Annotated in this window: 15 protein-coding genes and 1 pseudogene; 8 read left to right on the top strand and 8 right to left on the bottom strand. The window is 66.7% G+C overall.

The features are described 5' to 3' along the window. Positions 1 to 2: 2 nt before the first annotated feature. Positions 3 to 776: a fumarylacetoacetate hydrolase family protein gene (locus AC5FRV_RS04860; protein ID WP_493559967.1), complete on the bottom strand. Its 774-nt coding sequence runs from the start codon at positions 774 to 776 to the stop codon at positions 3 to 5. A gap of 208 nt (positions 777 to 984) precedes the next feature. On the opposite strand from AC5FRV_RS04860, the gene AC5FRV_RS04865 reads away from it, so the two are divergent. Together AC5FRV_RS04865 and AC5FRV_RS04870 are read left to right on the top strand one after the other, a co-directional pair. Then, complete coding sequence (locus AC5FRV_RS04865; protein ID WP_493559968.1) at positions 985 to 1,716, top strand: NAD(P)-binding domain-containing protein; 732 nt, start codon at positions 985 to 987, stop codon at positions 1,714 to 1,716. Then, entirely contained in the window at positions 1,713 to 3,149 is a 1,437-nt protein-coding gene (locus AC5FRV_RS04870) for a small ribosomal subunit Rsm22 family protein (RefSeq protein WP_493559969.1), read from the top strand. Before AC5FRV_RS04865 ends, AC5FRV_RS04870 begins: the two co-directional genes overlap by 4 nt. Here the strand turns inward: AC5FRV_RS04870 and AC5FRV_RS04875 are convergent. Further along, complete coding sequence (locus AC5FRV_RS04875) at positions 3,146 to 3,952, bottom strand: hypothetical protein (protein ID WP_493559970.1); 807 nt, start codon at positions 3,950 to 3,952, stop codon at positions 3,146 to 3,148. The genes AC5FRV_RS04870 and AC5FRV_RS04875 overlap by 4 nt on opposite strands. Before the next feature lie 166 nt (positions 3,953 to 4,118). Here AC5FRV_RS04875 and surE point away from each other — a divergent pair, with 166 nt between their 5' ends. The 6 genes from surE (at position 4,119) to AC5FRV_RS04905 (ending at position 8,971) form a co-directional block, all read left to right on the top strand. Further along, on the top strand, positions 4,119 to 4,913 hold the full coding sequence (surE, locus tag AC5FRV_RS04880; protein ID WP_493559971.1) for a 5'/3'-nucleotidase SurE: 795 nt from the start codon (positions 4,119 to 4,121) through the stop codon (positions 4,911 to 4,913). Positions 4,914 to 5,018: 105 nt separating this feature from the next. Beyond that, positions 5,019 to 5,306 (top strand): winged helix-turn-helix domain-containing protein, encoded by a 288-nt coding sequence (locus AC5FRV_RS04885; RefSeq protein WP_493559972.1) that lies wholly within the window; start codon positions 5,019 to 5,021, stop codon positions 5,304 to 5,306. A 176-nt stretch (positions 5,307 to 5,482) separates the two neighbouring features. Next, positions 5,483 to 6,019 (top strand): COG4315 family predicted lipoprotein, encoded by a 537-nt coding sequence (locus tag AC5FRV_RS04890; RefSeq protein ID WP_493560154.1) that lies wholly within the window; start codon positions 5,483 to 5,485, stop codon positions 6,017 to 6,019. 152 nt (positions 6,020 to 6,171) lie between these two features. Then, the gene (locus AC5FRV_RS04895) at positions 6,172 to 7,095 is read left to right on the top strand and encodes a DMT family transporter (RefSeq protein ID WP_493559973.1); all 924 of its coding nucleotides are present in this window, start codon (positions 6,172 to 6,174) and stop codon (positions 7,093 to 7,095) included. A gap of 72 nt (positions 7,096 to 7,167) precedes the next feature. Further along, positions 7,168 to 7,989, top strand: coding sequence for an AAC(3) family N-acetyltransferase (locus AC5FRV_RS04900; RefSeq protein WP_493559974.1), 822 nt, complete (start codon positions 7,168 to 7,170; stop codon positions 7,987 to 7,989). 301 nt (positions 7,990 to 8,290) lie between these two features. Further along, the gene (locus AC5FRV_RS04905; RefSeq protein WP_493559975.1) at positions 8,291 to 8,971 is read left to right on the top strand and encodes a carbonic anhydrase; all 681 of its coding nucleotides are present in this window, start codon (positions 8,291 to 8,293) and stop codon (positions 8,969 to 8,971) included. A gap of 14 nt (positions 8,972 to 8,985) precedes the next feature. On the opposite strand, the gene AC5FRV_RS04910 is transcribed toward AC5FRV_RS04905, so the two are convergent. The 6 genes and pseudogenes from AC5FRV_RS04910 to AC5FRV_RS04935 form a co-directional block, all read right to left on the bottom strand. Beyond that, positions 8,986 to 11,394, bottom strand: a complete 2,409-nt coding sequence (locus AC5FRV_RS04910; RefSeq protein WP_493559976.1) for a DUF2309 domain-containing protein — start codon at positions 11,392 to 11,394, stop codon at positions 8,986 to 8,988. Beyond that, entirely contained in the window at positions 11,384 to 12,871 is a 1,488-nt protein-coding gene (locus AC5FRV_RS04915) for a proton-conducting transporter transmembrane domain-containing protein (protein WP_493559977.1), read from the bottom strand. The genes AC5FRV_RS04910 and AC5FRV_RS04915 overlap by 11 nt, the downstream gene beginning before the upstream one ends. Before the next feature lie 456 nt (positions 12,872 to 13,327). After that, the gene (locus AC5FRV_RS04920; RefSeq protein ID WP_493559978.1) at positions 13,328 to 13,792 is read right to left on the bottom strand and encodes an Lrp/AsnC family transcriptional regulator; all 465 of its coding nucleotides are present in this window, start codon (positions 13,790 to 13,792) and stop codon (positions 13,328 to 13,330) included. A 108-nt stretch (positions 13,793 to 13,900) separates the two neighbouring features. Next, a complete protein-coding gene (locus AC5FRV_RS04925; protein WP_493559979.1) occupies positions 13,901 to 14,188 on the bottom strand; it encodes a chorismate mutase in 288 nt (95 codons plus the stop codon). After that, positions 14,185 to 15,042 carry a shikimate kinase gene (locus AC5FRV_RS04930; RefSeq protein ID WP_493559980.1) on the bottom strand — a complete coding sequence of 286 codons (858 nt, stop codon included), beginning with the start codon at positions 15,040 to 15,042 and terminating at the stop codon, positions 14,185 to 14,187. Before AC5FRV_RS04930 ends, AC5FRV_RS04925 begins: the two co-directional genes overlap by 4 nt. A gap of 85 nt (positions 15,043 to 15,127) precedes the next feature. Continuing rightward, positions 15,128 to 16,508 (bottom strand): annotated as a pseudogene (locus tag AC5FRV_RS04935) (RNA-guided endonuclease InsQ/TnpB family protein). Positions 16,509 to 16,533 lie beyond the last annotated feature (25 nt).

Raw genomic sequence — 16,533 nt, forward strand, 5'->3', positions numbered from 1 at the left:
AGTCAGGGGATGCGAACGGTGTGCGAGAGCGTGCCGACGCCCTCGACTTCGACCTCGACGCGGTCGCCGTTCTCCAGCGGGCCGACGCCCGATGGCGTCCCCGTCGAGATGACGTCGCCCGGTTCGAGCGTCATGTAGCTCGTTATCTCCTCGATGAGTTCCGGGATGGAGAAGATGAACTCGTCACGGGAGGAGGACTGGCGGGTCTCGCCGTTGACGCGGGACTCGATAGTCGCGTCCTCGGGAACGTGCTCCGGCGTCGCGACGAGCGGGCCGATAGGACAGGCGTTGTCGAAGGCCTTGCCGCGGACCCAGTTCTGCTCCTGGCGCTGGTCGTCCCGGTTCGAGAGGTCGTTGACGCAGGTGTAGCCGGCGATGACGTCCTCGGCGCCCTTCGCGGTGACGTTCTTGCACTGCTCGCCGATGACGACGCCGAGTTCCGCCTCGAAGTCGATGCGCTCCTTGTCCGGCAGCAGCGTTACCGTGGAGTTGTGACTGGCGACGGTGTTTGGCGGCTTCAGGAAGAGCATGGGCCGGTCCGGGATGTCCTTGCCCGTCTCCTCGGCGTGGTCGGCGTAGTTCAGACCGACGCAGACGATCTTCGTGGGCTCACAGGGCGGCAACACCTCGACCTCCTCCGGCGAGTACGACTCGTCGCCGAAGGCGATGCGGCCGTAGGGGCCCGCGGCCGCGGTGACGACGGGTTCGCCGTCCTCGACGGTCCACCGGCCGCCCCGGACGTTCCCGGCGGAGTCGCGGAATCGGACGCGTTTCATGCCTCGGGGATCACGACCTGACCTGATAAGCGTTTACAAGGGGAGTTCCGGCCCCCTCGGTCGGTTCGACGCGCGTCTACGGAGCCATCGTCAGCCGTGAATGGTCGTTCGGGTCGGTGGAATCGTCACCGGTCACTGAAACCCCGATTCGGAGCCGCGATAGACCGGACCGAACCGCTTTTGCACGGGCACGGGCTATCCGCGGTCGATGAAACTGCTCGTGGTGGGTGCCGGCGCGATGGGTCGGTGGTTCGCCGAGCGCGTCGCCACCGCGGACGACCAGGTCGGGTTCGCCGACACCGATCCGGACGCCGCCCGGGCGGCCGTGGACGCCGTCGGTGGCCGCGTCGTCGACCCTGCTGCCGAGGAGCCGTTCGGCGTTGTCTGCGTCGCCGTCCCGATGCCGGCCGCGCGGGACGCCATCGAGGCGTACGCTCCCCGCGCAGAGCGTGCAATCTGTGACGTGACGGGGAGCATGCGCGACCCGATGGCGGCGATGCGGGAGCACGCGCCCGACTGCGAGCGTCTGAGCCTCCACCCGCTCTTTGCCCCGGAACGAGCACCAGGCAACGTCGCCGTCGTCACGGACAACGGCGGCGAGGTGAGCGAGACCGTCCGCGAGCGGCTGACGGCCGGCGGGAACGACGTCGTCGAGACGACGCCCGAGGAACACGACGAGGCGATGGAGACCGTCCAGGCGAGGGCACACACGGCCGTCCTCGCGTTCGCCGCTGCCGCCGAGGACGTCCCCGACCACTTCCAGACCCCAATCTCCGCGGGCCTGTTCGACCTCGTCGAGCAGACGACCGGCGGCGAAGGACGGGTCTACGCCGACATCCAGGCGGCCTTCGATGGTGCCGACGACGTCGCCGCCGCGGCCGCAGAGATCGCCGACGCCGACGCCGACCGATTCGTCGACTTCTACGACCGCCTCTCATGAATCCAGACCAGCGCGAGCAGGTCGTCTCGAACGCCAAGTACCTGCGCAACGTCCGCCCGCTCGACCCCGACGAGATATCGGAGTACGTCGAGGGCCAGCCCCACCCGGCCGTCGTCCGGCAGGTCATCCGCGAGGAGGCGATGGATCTGGGCGTCGTCGAGCGCGACGACGGGACTTTCGAGCCGGCACCCGAGGAACCGATCTCGGTCGCTTTCCACGGCGTCGAGGAGTTCCCGGAGCGACACGCCGCGACGCTCGAAGAATTACTCGTCGAGGAGTACGGTGTGGACTGGCCCGAGGGCGAGAGCGGCGAGCGCCTCCGGGACCGGATCCGCCAGATCAAGGACCGGTATCTCCGGCAGGTCGACGTGACCTACGACGATCTGACGGCGCTGGGCTACGCGATTTACCACCTCCCCGACTACTACGCGACGACACAGTACGTTCTGGCGGACCTGGCGAACGAGGGGTTGATCGAACGGCCGCTCCGCGTCCTCGACGTCGGCGCCGGCGTCGGCGGCCCTGCGCTCGGCCTCCTCGACCTGTTGCCCGAGGACGCACTCGTCGACTACCACGCCGTCGAACCGAGCGCCGCCGCGGACGTTCTCGACCGGATGCTCGACGACTACGGCCCGAACGTTCGCACGACGATACACCGGGAAACGGCGGAAGCGTTCGAACCCGGCTCTGCAGATGAGCGCGGAAGGGAGGACCGGACGGCGTTCGACCTGATCCTGTTCGGAAACGTCCTCAGCGAACTTGACGACCCCGAGGCCGTAGTCAGGCGATACCTCGACGCGCTCGCAGCAGACGGCTCGCTGGTCGCGCTCGCCCCGGCGGATCGGAATACGGCTATCGAACTGCGGGAGATCGAGCGAGCCGTCGCGGACCGCGGGCCAGCGACGGTGTACGCGCCGACGGTCAGGCTCTGGCACGGTGAATCTCCCGAGAGCGAGTCCTGGTCCTTCGACGTGAAGCCAGACATCACCGTTCCCGAGTTCCAGAGACGACTCGACGAGGCCGCGACCGACCCGGACCACGAACCCGGCGAGTTCGTCAACGTCGACGTACAGTACGCCTACGCCGTGCTCCGGCGAGACGGCGAGCGGGCCATCGAGGCCCAGGGAAGCAGGGAGTTCGCGGCGAAGATGGTCGACGCGGAGGCCCACGTCACCGAGCGCGTCAACCTCGTCGCCGTCAAACTCAGCAACGACCTCTCGGACGGCGGTAACCCGCTCTTCCTGATCGGCGACGGGAGCCAGGAGACCGACCACTTCGCCGTGCTCACGGACGAGTCGGCGCTCAACGCCGACCTGCGGCGGGCCGACTACGGTGACTTGCTCTTCTTCGAGAACGCGCTGGTACTGTGGAACGATGACGAAGCAGCCTACAACGTGGTCGTCGACGGCGAGGCGGTCGTGGACGCGGCCTAGCGCACCGGGACGACGACACGGGCGGTGTACTCGTCGTTCTCGCTGACGATGGCGAGCGGGCCGTCGGGCGCCGTCTCGAGCCTGAGATCGCCGTCGAGCGTCCGGACGGCGTGTGCGAACGCGTCGCCGTAGCGGTTCTGCACGGACGGACCCTCGACTCGTCGTCCCGGGAGGCGGGCGCACGCGGAGACGCCGCGCCTGGACACGTCGAGCGCCGGTCCGTCCTCGGTGACCGAGAGCGGGTACGTCGCACCGTCGACGGCCTCCACGGCGTCGACGATGCGTGAGAGGGACGCGGCCGTCGTCTCGACCACCGTCGGGGCCGGCTCCCCATCAGCGAGGCGGAAGCGGCCGCCGTCGAACGTCTCGGGCATCTGTTCGGGGACGTCCGAGAGGAACGACTCGTCCGGTAACTCGTCGAAACGGATGATCGTCTCTCCGGCGCTGACGCGTAACTCCGTCGCATACCTGCACTCCGGGTCGCCGAACAGGTCGATGCGGGTCTGCTCGTCCCGGTCGATACAGGCGGCCATCTGTGTGATTCCCTTGGCGTCGAGCACGGCCTTGACGGGAGCGTCGCCGTAGACCCGGACGTCGTCGAAGTACTGCTCGGTGTAGCTGACGAACCCGGCAGGGGCCGTCGCCAGTGACCCCGCCGGCGTGTCTACCCACCCATCACCGACGCGAAAGAGCATCCGCCTGAAGTACGGAGACGGGACGTCCTCGGGCCACAGAGCGGTCTGGCGGACGGCGAAGACGAGATCCGGTAGCCCACCGGTGATGCTCGCGAGTCGTTCGACCATTCCGGTCTTGGTACTCCCTCTCCCATTATATGATATTCGGTTTTCAGATGCACTTGCGAGTCAATTTTTGACTGACAGATCTCGCGACGGACGGAAGCCAGCGGCGGCCGTCGCCACGCCTCCACTACCCGGCAGGCTTTTCGTCGGCACGCCCACAGACCGGACCATGGTAGGAACGGAGCCGTCGATCCTCCTCACGAACGACGACGGCATCGAGAGCGTCGGCTTTCGCGCCCTCTACGACGCGCTGTCCGAGGTTGGCGACGTGACCGCCGTCGCTCCGATAGCGGACCAGAGCGCCGTCGGTCGGGCCATCTCCCACGAGGTGACCGTCCACGAGTACGACCTGGGCTACGCCATCGAGGGCACCCCGGCAGACTGCGTGGTCGCCGGCATCGAGTCGCTCGTCCCGGATGCTGATCTGGTCGTGGCCGGCTGTAACGAGGGCGCCAACCTCGGATCGTACGTCCTCGGCCGGTCGGGGACGGTCAGCGCCGCCGTCGAGGCGACGTACTTCGACGTGCCGGCCATCGCCGTCTCGATGTACATCCCCGTCCGCGAGGACACCGCGTTCTCCGACGTCGAGACCGACCCCGAGAGCTACGCCGAGGCCCAGCGGATCACTCGCTACCTGGCGGACAACGCCCTCCAGTCGGGCGTCTTCGAGCGCTGTGACTACCTCAACGTCAACGCACCCGTCGCCGAATGGGGGCCCGCACCGATGGCAGTCACCGAGCCCTCGACCGTCTACGAGATGGGCGCCGAGAAGGACGGCGACCTGATCACGCTCCACGACCGTATCTGGGAACGGATGGCCGAGGGCGACATCCCGGACCCCGATGGAACGGACCGTCGCGCGGTCGTCGACGGCAAGGTGAGCGTCTCGCCGTTGACAGCGCCCCACACGTGTGAACACCACGACTCGCTCGACGCGCTCGCCGAAGCATACGACCCGACCTGAACCGCCGCGAAGTCGGCTCTGGACCTATATTTTAGACGTTATATACTGCATAAAAACGCCGGAGCTCCAGTGCGTTTACGTACCTCCCCGGGAAACTGCCCGGCGATGGACGGCGTCCTCTGGCAGTTGCTCGCCAGTTCCCGCGGAGCAGCGACGCGTTCGCGACTGGTCCGGGAACTCGAGGAGAGACCGAAGAACGCCAACGAGCTCGCCGAGTCGCTCGGCGTCGACTACACCACCGTCAGACACCACCTCGACGTCCTGATGGAGCACGACGTGCTCGAACCGACCGGGGACGACTACGGGGCAGTGTACGTGTTCACGGACCAGGCCGACGCCCACTGGGACGTGGTCGAGGAGATACTCGGGACGGTCCCGGAAGAGGAAGCCTGATCTGGGACCACATTCGGACAGCGGATTCAACGAAGACGTAGTACCGCAAGACCGTCATGAGCCGGATTGGCCCGCAGTGAAGCGACGAGTTGGGACGGAGTTCGGACGGAATTGGGAAAATCCTGAAAGGGAATTCGGCCGACTGTCAGGCCGTGCCAACTACACGGCGAAAGTTCGTGGGGATTGCGGGGAGTACAGTCGCGCTCGCCGGGTGTCTGGGAATCGGAGAGGGCGGGTCAGGGTCGGACGCAGACAGCGGATCTGGGTCGGGGTCGGGATCTGACTCTGGATCCGGCTCAGACTCCGGCTCGGACACAGGTTCCGGGTCGAATTCCGGGGCGGAGTCGGGAACAGACTCGGGACCAGCTGTCACCGTCCGCTCGCACGAGGAACACGGGGAGATCCTCGTCGGGAACGACGACATGGCTCTCTACATGTACGACAGGGACTCGCAGGGCGAGGGGGAGAGTGCCTGCGGCGCCGACTGCGCGGACGGCTGGCCGCCGCTGACTGTCGACGGGGAGCCGTCGAAGGGGGACGGCGTCGCCGCGGAACTGACGACGTTCGAGCGGGAGGACGGCGCGACGCAGGTTGCCGCCGCCGGATGGCCGCTGTACTACTTCGCCTCGGACGAGGAACCAGCCCACACCAGAGGGCACGGCGCCAGCGACGTCTGGTGGCTCCTCCGGCCCGACGGGTCGAAGGTGGAGTAGGGGTCACCGACTGCGGCGTGCGACGACCGGTCGAACCTCGTTCGTCAGCAGACGCGCGCGTCAGTCGATACACTGTTTAGCCGTCAGCGGTCGAGTAAGACCGTGACGCTCGGAACAGTCGTCGAAACGGACCGTCGGGCAGGTGGGCCGGCGTGAGGTACCGCAATCTCGTCCTGTTCCTCGCGCTGGCCGTCGCCTGGGGCTCGGCCTTCACCGCTATCAAGGCAGGCCTGGAGTTCTTCCCGCCGGTGCTGTTCGCGGCCTTCAGGTACGACGCCGCGGGCGTCCTGATGCTCGCGTACGCGGCGTACGCCACGGATCAGTGGCGTCCGAAGTCCCGTCAGGAGTGGTGGCTGGTCGGCGTCGGTGGCCTTCTGCTGATCGCCGCCTATCACGCCTTCCTGTTCGTCGGTGAACAGGGGACCACGAGCGCCGCGGCGGCCATCATCGTCAGCCTCTCGCCGGTCCTGACCACCGGCTTCGCGCGCGGCCTGCTCCCGGACGAGCGCCTCACGTCGCTGGGAATCGCCGGGCTCCTCCTCGGCTTCGCCGGCGTCGTCGTCCTGAGCAACCCCGACCCGGGCAACCTCGTCACGACGAGTACCGTCTCGCAACTGCTCGTCTTCCTGGCCGCCGCGTCGTTCGCGCTCGGCAGCGTCCTCACTCGTCGTATCGACGCCGACCTCCCCATCGAGACGATGGAGGCCTGGTCGATGCTGCTTGGCGCGCTGCTGATGCACGTCGTGAGCCTCTTGCTCGGCGAATCCGTGGCCGACGTGAACTGGACCGCGGACGCCGTCCTCGCGCTCAGCTATCTGGTCGTCGTCGCGAGCGCACTGGGGTTCCTCGTCTACTTCGACCTGCTGGAACGCCTCGGCCCGATAGAGATCAACTTCGTCTCCTACGCGGCCCCCGTCGTCGCCGCCGTCACCGGATTCCTCGTCCTCCAGGAGACGCCGTCCGTCTTCACCGTCGCCGGGTTCACGTTGATCGTCACCGGGTTCGCGCTATTGAAACGCGACGCCCTCCGTGACGAGGTGCTTTCGATCCGGCGCTCGATCGGAACGCGGGACTAAACCCACACGGCAGACGGTACCGTCCCACAATCCGGGAGAACACTGAAGCGCGCGCTCGTACTCTGGAACCGCATGAGCGAAGCGGACGCCATCGACCGAGCCGACGAACCAGTCACCGTCTCCTCACTGGTCGCCGACCTGCGCGAACTCGGCGTCGAAGCGGGCGACACGCTCCTGGTTCACTCGTCGACGAGCGCACTCGGCTGGGTTTCGGGGGGACCGCCGGCCGTTATCGACGCCCTCCAGGAGGTACTGACCGACGCGGGAACGCTGGTAATGCCGACCCACACCAGCCAGTACACCGACCCGGCAGACTGGCAGGCGCCACCGGTCCCCGACGACTGGGTCGGTCAGATCCGCGAATCCAGACCGCCGTACCGGCCGGACGTTACCCCGACGAGAGGGATGGGCGCGATACCGGAGTGCTTCCGGACCTATCCCGGGACCGTTCGCAGCCGCCACCCACAGTTCTCCTTCGCCGCGTGGGGTGGGGCGGCCGACGCCGTCGTGACCGATCACGGCCTGGACGACCCTCTCGGGGAGAACTCCCCGCTGGCCCGGGTCTACGACCGCGACGGTGACGTCCTCCTGCTGGGCGTCGGTCACGACAGCAACACGTCGTTCCACCTCGCGGAGCACCGGGCCGACTTTCAGAAAGAGCGGACAGTGAGCACGGCGCCGATTCTCGAAGACGGCCATCGAGTGGACGTCGAGATATCCGCCCTCGAGACGAGCACGGGGGACTTCGACGCGCTGGGGACAGCGTTCGAACGAGAGGTCGGACTCGTCTCGGGGGCGGTCGGCGCGGCGACGGCCAGACTCGCCAGCCAGCGGGCGCTCGTCGACTTCGCCGTCGAGTGGTTCGAGACGAACCGTGTCGACGCGCCGGAGTGACCGTCGGCGCCGTCTCTCAGGTCCCGAACCTGGGGCGACGAGCCGCACGGACCGTCTCAGATACCGGCGTCACGCATCCCGGCGCGAGCGTCGAGCGAACGGGGTGCCCGTACCAGCTGGTGAACGACAGTCAGGCACTGACCGCCTAGGTTGCCACGGACGAGGCGGTCGTTGGTCCGTCGTCGGGCCGAGGGGCTGCGGACAGGCCTCACCAGCGGATCCCCGACGGCGGATCTCCGACCCGCCGCCGAACCGACCCCCGGGCGAAGTACTATACGGGCTGGCGCACGTCCGCCTAGCTATGCGGCGATCCTTCGTCGAGATCCTTGAACGGAACGCCGACCACGCCGAGGCGTTCCAGTTCAGCTTCGACGACCTCCAGGACGACCAGCACCCCGACGTCGTCAGCGTCTGTTGTTCGGACTCGCGCGTCCTCCACGACCACGTGTGGGGCAACGACGAACCCGGCCACATCTTCACCTGTAGCAACATCGGCAACCGCGTCACCCAGCGCGGGGCCTCGGGCGACGTCGTCTCGGGCGACGTCCTCTACCCCGTCGAACACACCGGCACAGAGACAGTCGTCGTGATGGGCCACACCGGCTGTGGAGCCGTCACGGCGACCTACGACGCGCTCAGCCACGGGCTGTCGGACCTGCCCGGTATCGAGCACTGCCTCGAACTGCTGAAGCCCCACGTCGAACCCGGCGTCGAGGCGCTCCCCGACGGCCTCGACCGGTCGGCCGCCGTCAACCACCTCGTGGAGTACAACGTCGACCGGCAGGTGTCGGTGCTCCGGGACAGCGACGAGATCAGTGACACCGTCGACGTCATCGGGGTCGTCTACGACTTCCAGGGCGTCTACGGCGGTCGTCGCGGGGAGGTGCACGTGATCAACGTCGACGGCGAGCGCTCCGCCGAGCGGTTACGGGAGGAGTACCCCGAGATCGACTCGCGCATCGACCGCCTCTGGACGTACTGAGAACCGACGTCGGGTCAGTGAACGAGCGGTTCGCGCACCTGCGGCTCCCACTCGAGGTCGCCCTGGTAGTGGAACGCCTCTTCGTCCTGCTCCGGATTCACGACCGTGAGCGACAGCCAGCCGTTGTCGAACAGTTCGGCGACCTCCGCGTGGTCACGGAGAATATCGGTGACCCGATCGACGGGGGCGTGGATCACCGCCGTGAGACGCAGCGGCTGGTGGTACGGCTGGTCGTCGGCCGCCATGAGCGACTGCAGTGGGAGCCCGGTCATCAGGTCGCCACCGTTCCCCTGCACGACGCCGACGTTGCCGCGCGGGTTCTGCGTGACCTTCGAGCCGCTCCCGTAGACGCCGTTGTCGACCGTCGCGAAGTAGTACTGGTTGTTGATCCACTGGGTCACGACGAGCGGACCGGTCACGATGGCCTCCAGCGCCTCGCCGTCCGGGTCAGTGGTCCAGTCGTAGGAGTGCAGGAAGGCCCGACCGTCGAGGTCGCGTCCCTCTGTCAGTTCTCGCGGACCGATCACGAAGGAAGCGTTGCCGGCCAGTCCCCACTCGGGACGGGTCTCCGCCCAGTCGGCCGTCCGTCGTTCCGTGTCCCGGACGGCGTCCGCCCGGTCGCTGCCCGGCATCGACTCCGTGCGTTCGGCTGCGGCCGCGGCGCGCGCCCGTTCGAGGTCATCGCGGATGCGTTCGAGGTCCGTCGCGTGGCTCTCGGGGACGTGGCCGTCGAACAGGGTGACCTCGTCTGTCGTCGTGTTGTGCTCGCCGGCGAGGAACACGGTGTCGGCGGGGACGTCGAATCCACGCGTCCGCAGGGCCGCCCTGACGTCCTCGTCGTTACAGATGGCGGCGAGGACGCGCGCGTTCGGACCGCCCGGGTTCCCGGCGCAGGCGCCGCAGTCGAGGCTCGAATCGAACGGGTTGTTCGTCGTCTCGCTCGCGTGGCCGGTGAAGACGACCAGTCTGGCGAACTCCTCCCATCCCATGAGGTCGAAGGCAGTCTCGGCGTAACTGACTTTCTCCGCCAGGGTCATCCCCTGGGGGAGCGCTTCGTCGCCCTCTGGGTCGGCGCAGCGATCGACCGTCGGCCTGCAGATCTCGGCGGGGTCCGGCGTCCAGTCGTCGATGGCCCCGGAGACGTCAGCGACCTTCGACGGGAAGAGCGTCCGTGCGGCCATCGCGCCTCCATAGGCGCTCCCGCCCCCCTCGACGAAGGTGAAGGCGGCCGCCACGTTCGTCTTGAGAGACTTGAGGTGCTTTCGGCCGGCCGTCGTCAGCTGGGACCACCAGTCGCGGGGCGTCTTTCGGGCGTCGGTGTCGGAACGGCGACGTTCGGTGACGCGGTGCTGTGGGTCCACTATCGGCGGACAGGCGTCGACCTCGACGTCGGACTCGTAGGCCTTGTAGCGCATGGGAACGCCGAAGAAGCCGGCGTAGCCGTGGGTCTCGTACGGGCCGGCGGCCTCGACGTGGCGCCGGATAACCTCCGAACGCGTATCGATGCAGAAGACGAGCTGGGCGGTCGGGCGCTGGTCGTCGGTGGACTGCGACGCCGTGGCCCCCCGATCGATGTGGTCGAGGAGCCGGGCGCGGTAGCTCTTCTCCCACGCTGTCAGCCACATCTCGGGTAGCGGGACGTCCTCGTCGCCTGTTCCAGCGGTCTCGTCAGCTTCCCCCTCGCCCTCGTCGGGGGCGACGGGCGCGTCCAGCAGGTCGGCCAGCGTCAGCCGCACGGCGAGGTACTCCAGCAGCGAGACGGGGTACGCTTCCTGCCACGGGCCGGCGTGGCCGTCGGCGCGCTGTTTGATGAAGCCGGTCCAGCCGGGGAGTGCGGCGAGGTGATGTTCGAAGAGGGCTTCCCAGCGACCCTGTGGGTACTCCGAGAGGACCGTCTCCAGCGCCGTTGTCGGGCTCTCGGGGAGGTCGGCGGGGTCCTCACAGGTCGGCACCTCGTCGTCGTGGGGGACCAGGTCCCGCCAGGCGGCGTAGAACCCCTGATCGCGGCCCGGCATCGACCACTGGGCCTGCCCCTGGTCGAGGAACGCGGCGAGCCACTTCGAGAGGACTCGGTCGAGCGTCTCCGCGGCGGCGTCCGTCTCGGCCTGCCGCCCGGACTCGGCCGCTGTCATCTCCTCGAGCAGCGTCTCCGGCTCCCCGGAGACGTCGTGTGCGTCCAGTTCCGCCGCCAGCACGTCGGGGTCGATCTGGCCGTTCTCCCACGCCTGGCGGAATACCGACGGGTGCGGATAGCCCCGACCACCGAACAGCTGTTCGGCCTCTGCGACAGCGCGGTGGAACGGATCGTCCTCGAACCCGGCCAGGGGGTTGGCCGTGACGAAGGAGTGGAGCGGCCAGACCGTGCCGACGGTCTCGGCGGCGCGGTCGATACTGTCGGTGAGAGCGTCTGGTTCAAGCGTCATCGTACTCCTCCTTGCGCGTGAGAATCGTGTCCGGGTCCGGCTGCGAGATGTTGAGCAGTGCCACGTACAGGCGCTCACTCGAGCGGTGCCAGCCCAGTTCCGTCGCCAGGTACGCCCCGGTGAACAGCCCAGCGAGGGCGACGTGGACGACGGTCAGTTCGGTCGGTGCCTCCGACATCGGAGCGCCCGAGATTATCGTCGAGATGGCGTTGAACAGCGCGGCGTAGGCGCCGATGGCCGTCAGGACGATCACTGGCACGCTGACGAGCCTGAGCCACGGCAACAGGACCGCTCGCCGCAGGATGTCCCGCGTCGCGTGCATCGTCGTCAGGACGACGACGAACGTCAGGAAGAGCCCGCTATTCAGTTCCGTTCCCTTCCCGGTGAGCATGGCGAACAGGACGCCGCCGCCAATGGCCGTGAGGAGGCTGACACCGACGCGGGCGAGCGAGGATTCGGTGTGTTTCCCGACCCCCGGGGTCGTCCGTTCGACTGCCTCACCCGAAGAGAGGAACAGGTACGCCTTGTAGAACCCGTGGAGCACCAGGTGGGTGACGGCGGCGGCGAAGAAGCCGAGACCGCACTGGAGGATCATGAAGCCCATCTGTGCCATGGTCGAGGCCCCGAGCTTTCGCTTGACGTCCGTCTGGACGAGGAGCATGGCCTGACCGAGCAGCGCGCTGAAAGCGCCCACGACGACGATGGCCGACATGAGAAGCGTCTCGCCGGAGAGCAGCGGTGCGAAGCGAGTCAGCAGGATCCCGCCCGCGTTGACGAAGCCGGCGTGCATCAGGGCGGATGCCGGCGTGGGCGCGGTCATCGACGACAGCAGCCACGTGTGAAACGGGAACAGCGCCGACTGGATCGTCGCCGCGAGGAAGAGACAGCAGACGGCGGCGAGGAGTGCCAGCGGCGGTATCTGCTGGGCCTGTTGGAGAATTCCGGTGATGGCGGTCGCGCCAGTCGTCCAGCCCAGGATGGCCACGCCGGCAGCGAGCAGGGCGCTACTCGCGAGGAAGTACCGGCGAGCGGTCCCCGCAGCGGCCTGGGCCTGAGCCCACTCGCGTTCGTGGCCGATGAGCGACGCCATGAGGAGGCCCATTGCCAGCCACGCCGCCACGAACAGCACGACGTGGTCGGCCGCCGTCATCGTCATGACGACGACGGTGAACGCGAAGATGCGACCGAAGTACCCCTCGAGGTAGCGGTCGCCGGCCATGTAGCGACGGGAGTAGCTGTGGACGATGCCGCTGAAGAACGTGACGACTGTCCACACGACCGCAGTCAGCCCGTCGACGACGAACAGGTCCAGTACGGACCACCCACCTCCTTCCCAGGCTGTCAGCGCGAGCACGCCCAGGCTGAGGAGAAACAGCGCCCAGACCGCCGCGGTCGCGGCCCGCGGAACGAGTGAGTCAGACACCGTCGCTGTTTCGGAGAGCGTCACTGCCTCGTTCGAACGCGTTTGACCTGCCATTGTTCGTTTCCTCGGCGCGACCAGCACAGCGCTCCGTCACCACACGCACTCCGAGACGTCTGGCGTCACTCGCGCGACTGGTCGTCGTTACTATCGATTGGAACAGACCGGTTATTATATCCATCGAAATTACCAATATGTTCGCTAGACTAAAATGAAAGAACGTTATGGTCGGCAGAGTCGACGACGGCGGGTGGACGCGACGAGTCACTGACGGCGGCCGGATCCGGCCAACCGTCGTTGCATCGACGACGACGTACTCCGTTCAGGCACCACTGTCGGACGTGAGCACGCCCGTGTGCGTCGCGATTCGGATCGAGCGAAGAGCGGTAGCGGACGAATAAAACACCACTGAAAGAACGATCCGGTAGTGAATCCCCGTAAACCGAACGGTTCGTTCAGAGGGAGCGACTCGGTGGGGTTCCATGTCACGAACGCGGATCGACTAACGGAGATTCAGCGCGAGGAAAAGCCGTCGAACGGCGTCGCCTCGTGACTGCGAACGAGTACCTCGTCGGCGACGGTCAGCCCCATGTCGAGCAATTCCTGTGCGACGGGGGTGATGTCGTCGTCCGTCTCGCCGACGGCCGTCACGAGAAGGTTCTTCTCGCCGGTGACCAGTTCCTGGGCCGAGACGACGCCGGATATCTCCAGGATGTCGTCGATGAGCTCGCCGCGTTCCGGGATCGGAGCCGTACAGAAGAGGAGCATCCGGAGTGGATAGCCGGACTGCTGGTAGTCGACGTCGGCGCTGTAGCCCTTGATGATCCCGTCTGATTCGAGCCGCTGGATGCGCTTGCGGACCGTGCTCGACGATGCGTCCGTCCGCTCGGCGATCTCACCCGACGAGAGGTTGCGAGCGTCGTCCTGTAGCGCGAACAGGATCTCTCTGTCGACGTCGTCGAGTTCGTACTCCGTCATGGCCGTGGTTCCCCACGGAGAGTATAAGGACCTTGGGCCTGGAGAGCGCGGCGTGGCCGGCGAGCAAGAATTCCCAGATCTGGACTCTCGGATAGGGCAGTGAGCCGGCTATCGAGACTCGCGTTGCTCGACCTTGTTCAGTTCGATAAGCAGTCGGAAAATCGCTTTCACGAGGTTGTCGTCGACGTCGAAGCGCTGGGCGTTGTCGCCGGCGCGGTCCATCACGGCCTGTTCCTGTGCCTCGTCCGTCGTCGGGAGCCCCTGCTCGTCTTTCACCTGTGCGATGGTGTCGGCGACGTAGGTGCGCTGGGCGATGAGTTCGACGATCTCGCGGTCGATGTTCTGTATCTCTTCGCGCAGTTCGTCCAGGTCCATGTCGTCGGGATTCGTGCTCATAGTATCTGGGTACCCTCCGTCTGCGTGGTCGTCAGCCAGGTCCGGCCGGGGCGCTCGCTCCAGTACTCGCGGACCTGTTCGAGCGCGGGTCGCTCACCGACGGCGGTGAACGACGGTCCGGTGCCCGAGAGCGAGACGCCCTCGACCTGTCGAAGCCCCTCGACGAGGGGTTCGGGGTCGAAGCCGAGCGCCGCGCAAAAGGCGAAGCCGTTGACGGTCATCGCGCGCTGGTACTCGCTCGATAGCGCCAGGTCCTCGACGAGTCGGGCCATCGGCGCGATCTGCTGGCAGCGGCGGACGTCGGCGTCCGCGCTGAAGGACTGCTCCGGCGGCGTCCACACCAATACGTCCCAGTCGACTTCCTCCCTCATGAGGAGGTCGTCGTCCTCGTTGTCGGTGATAGTGACGCCGCCGAGCATGGACGCCGACGCGTCGTCGAACGCGCCAGTGGCGGTGACGCCGACGTCGCGGGCAGCCATCACACCCAGACGAGCGGCGTCCTCACGGGTCATCCGGTCCGACTTGGCGAGCGCGTCGAGTGTCGCGAGAACCGTCGCGTTCGCGGCGGCGCTGGAACTCTTCAGGCCCGAGGCCATCTGGACGTCGCTCTCGGTCCTGACCGTCCCGCCAACGTCGTCGGGCCCGTGCGCGTCGACGACGTACTCGACGCACGTCTCGATCAGTCGCGTGTCCGCGTCCGGTTCGTCCTCGACGTCTCCCTCGAAGCCCTCGGCGTCCTCGGAGAGCTCGACAGTCGCCGTGGTGTACTCGTCGATGGCGAACGCCGACCCGACGCCGGTCGAGAGCGCGTTGAGGACCGTGCCCGCGGCCGGGGCCGATGCCTTCCCCTGCATTAGGTGAGTCTCCCGCGCGCCGATATTTACCTGTGGCGATGACATCCTCCGCGCCGTAAACGGCGCGGTTTCCTCCGTGGGAGTCTCAGCCGGTCTCAGATTCCCCGGACGCAACATTCCCGTCACGGTGGACGGTACTCGGGTCTGTGCGCTGTTCTTTGGGACGTGCCCTCTCGGGAGAGCGTGGTGACTCCGACCAGGTGTGGTCGTCCCACTCGAACCGCACGGGCCGTGCCATCGGCCTGACTGCTTTCGCGGTATGCCGCTTCAGGAACGTTTCTGAGGCTGTAAGGTCGGCGTGTCCCTCGAATCCACACGGGCAGGTGAGCGTGTCTTGGTGCCGTGTCGTCCTGTCTGTCGAACCACACTGCGGGCACTCCTGGCTGGTCCACGCTTCCGACCGTACTTCCACCGAGATACCGTATTCCTCGGCGGTACAGGCCAGTCGCTCGGTGAATTGCTTGAACGCCCAGAAGTTGTGAGTCTTGGCGTTCGTCTCGACCGACCAGTGCGTTTCGAGTACGTTGGTCAGGCCACCGATATACACCGTATCGACGCCGTCCTCGTAAAGCCGTTCCAGCAGGTCACGGCACAACGCTTTCTGGGCGTGGTCACGACGGCGGGTTCGTTTGCGATACAGTCGCTGGATTCGCTCGCTACTGTACCTGCCTTCCCGTAGCTTGGACTGCAACCGGGCAATCGCTCGTGTCGTCTCGTGGAAGCGGTCGAACAGGTCCCGGCCTTCGTAGAGATACTGCTGGCCGGTCGTGGTGGTACAGGCGACGAGATTGTTCGCACCGATATCCAGAGCGGCCGTCTCGTCGGCCAGTGGAGTGTCCCGGACGTCGTCAGAAACAGTCACGGGTTGCGAAGCTCGGAAGGTGCAATCAGTCTCGTCGTACCACAGGTCCAACCGGCCCTGTTTCTCGTAGTCGGGCCAGTTCGGGTCGCCAGCGATTTCCAGCCGGAGACGCCCGATGTGGTCGTATCGGTCTTTCAACTCGCTCCCGACGAGTATTTCGAGCCGGGAGAGCTCGCCCCAGTCGATAGTGTACGCATCGTTGCGAATGACGCCTTTGAGTTGCCGTCCATCGTCCTCGTTGCCGCGGAAGCCCGGCGGTTCCGGGTGTTCCGTGACCGACGTGTTCGACTCGTCGTGATACTGGTCTTTCAGCCGGAAGAACGCTCGCCACGCTTCCGTGTTCTTCCGAATCACCTGTTGGGCGGTGGACGCGCCGAGAACGCCTTTGTATCGGCCTTCGAGGCTGCCAGTGTCGGCGTCCCATACGTTACCCTCAAAGCCATCCTCGTCGTTGTCAAGCAAATCGAAGATTTGCGTACATCGCGGAGCTTTGCTCCGCTCAGTACCGCATGAGGCGCTCGTAGTTCACTTCGTTCCAGAGAGCGGCGGAAGCGTCCAACAGATCCCGTAGCAGTTGCTCTCCGGTATCGGAAAGCGGTCGCACGGCGAACGTGTTGGTGCGCTTTACG

This window comes from Halomicrobium sp. HArcel3 (assembly GCF_058933135.1).